General features: G+C 67.4%; 1 pseudogene. It reads left to right on the forward strand.

Annotation, left to right across the window (positions count from 1 at the left end):
* Positions 1–663 (forward strand): annotated as a pseudogene (locus EN949_RS35550) (type VI secretion system ATPase TssH); the annotation flags it as partial.

A 663-nucleotide genomic window follows, 5' to 3' on the forward strand; every position in this document is an offset into this window, starting at 1 on the left:
AACGGCCTGGGCCAAATATAAGCAGCACATCGAGAAAGACCCGGCGCTGACCCGCCGTTTCCAGGTGGTCAAGATCGACGAGCCGTCGGAGGCGGTGGCCGTTCTGATGTTGCGCGGTGTGGCAGGGGTTCTGGAGCAACACCACAAGGTGCAGATACTCGACGAGGCGATCGAGGCAGCAGTCGGCCTGTCGCATCGCTACATCCCGGCACGGCAACTGCCTGACAAGGCGGTGAGCCTCCTCGACACCGCCTGCGCCCGTGTCGCCATATCGCAGCATGCTACGCCAGCCGAGGTCGAGGACATCATGCGCCGCCGCCAGGCTCTGGAGGTCGAGCGCGGCATCATCGGGCGCGAGGCCGCGATCGGCATCGAGGTGGCTGAACGGCAGGCGCGCGTCGACACCGGGCTTGCCGAAAGCGAGATCGCCCTGGCTGCGGCGCAGCAGCGTTGGGATCGTGAAAAGGTGCTCGTCGCCGAGATACTCGAACTGCGCGCCAGGCTGCGCGGCGAGGGTGTGGCGCTCGATGCGGCCACCGGTGGGGCCGATGCCGAACCGGCAGCGGCGAACGCAGAAACGACCAAGGTAGCGGAGTCGTCAGAGACTGAGCCGCCCAAGGCCGCCCAGACGGACGCGGAGACACAGGCCGCTGCCGGTTCGGC

This window comes from Mesorhizobium sp. M7A.F.Ca.US.007.01.2.1 (assembly GCF_003998165.1).
Classification (GTDB): domain Bacteria; phylum Pseudomonadota; class Alphaproteobacteria; order Rhizobiales; family Rhizobiaceae; genus Mesorhizobium; species Mesorhizobium ciceri.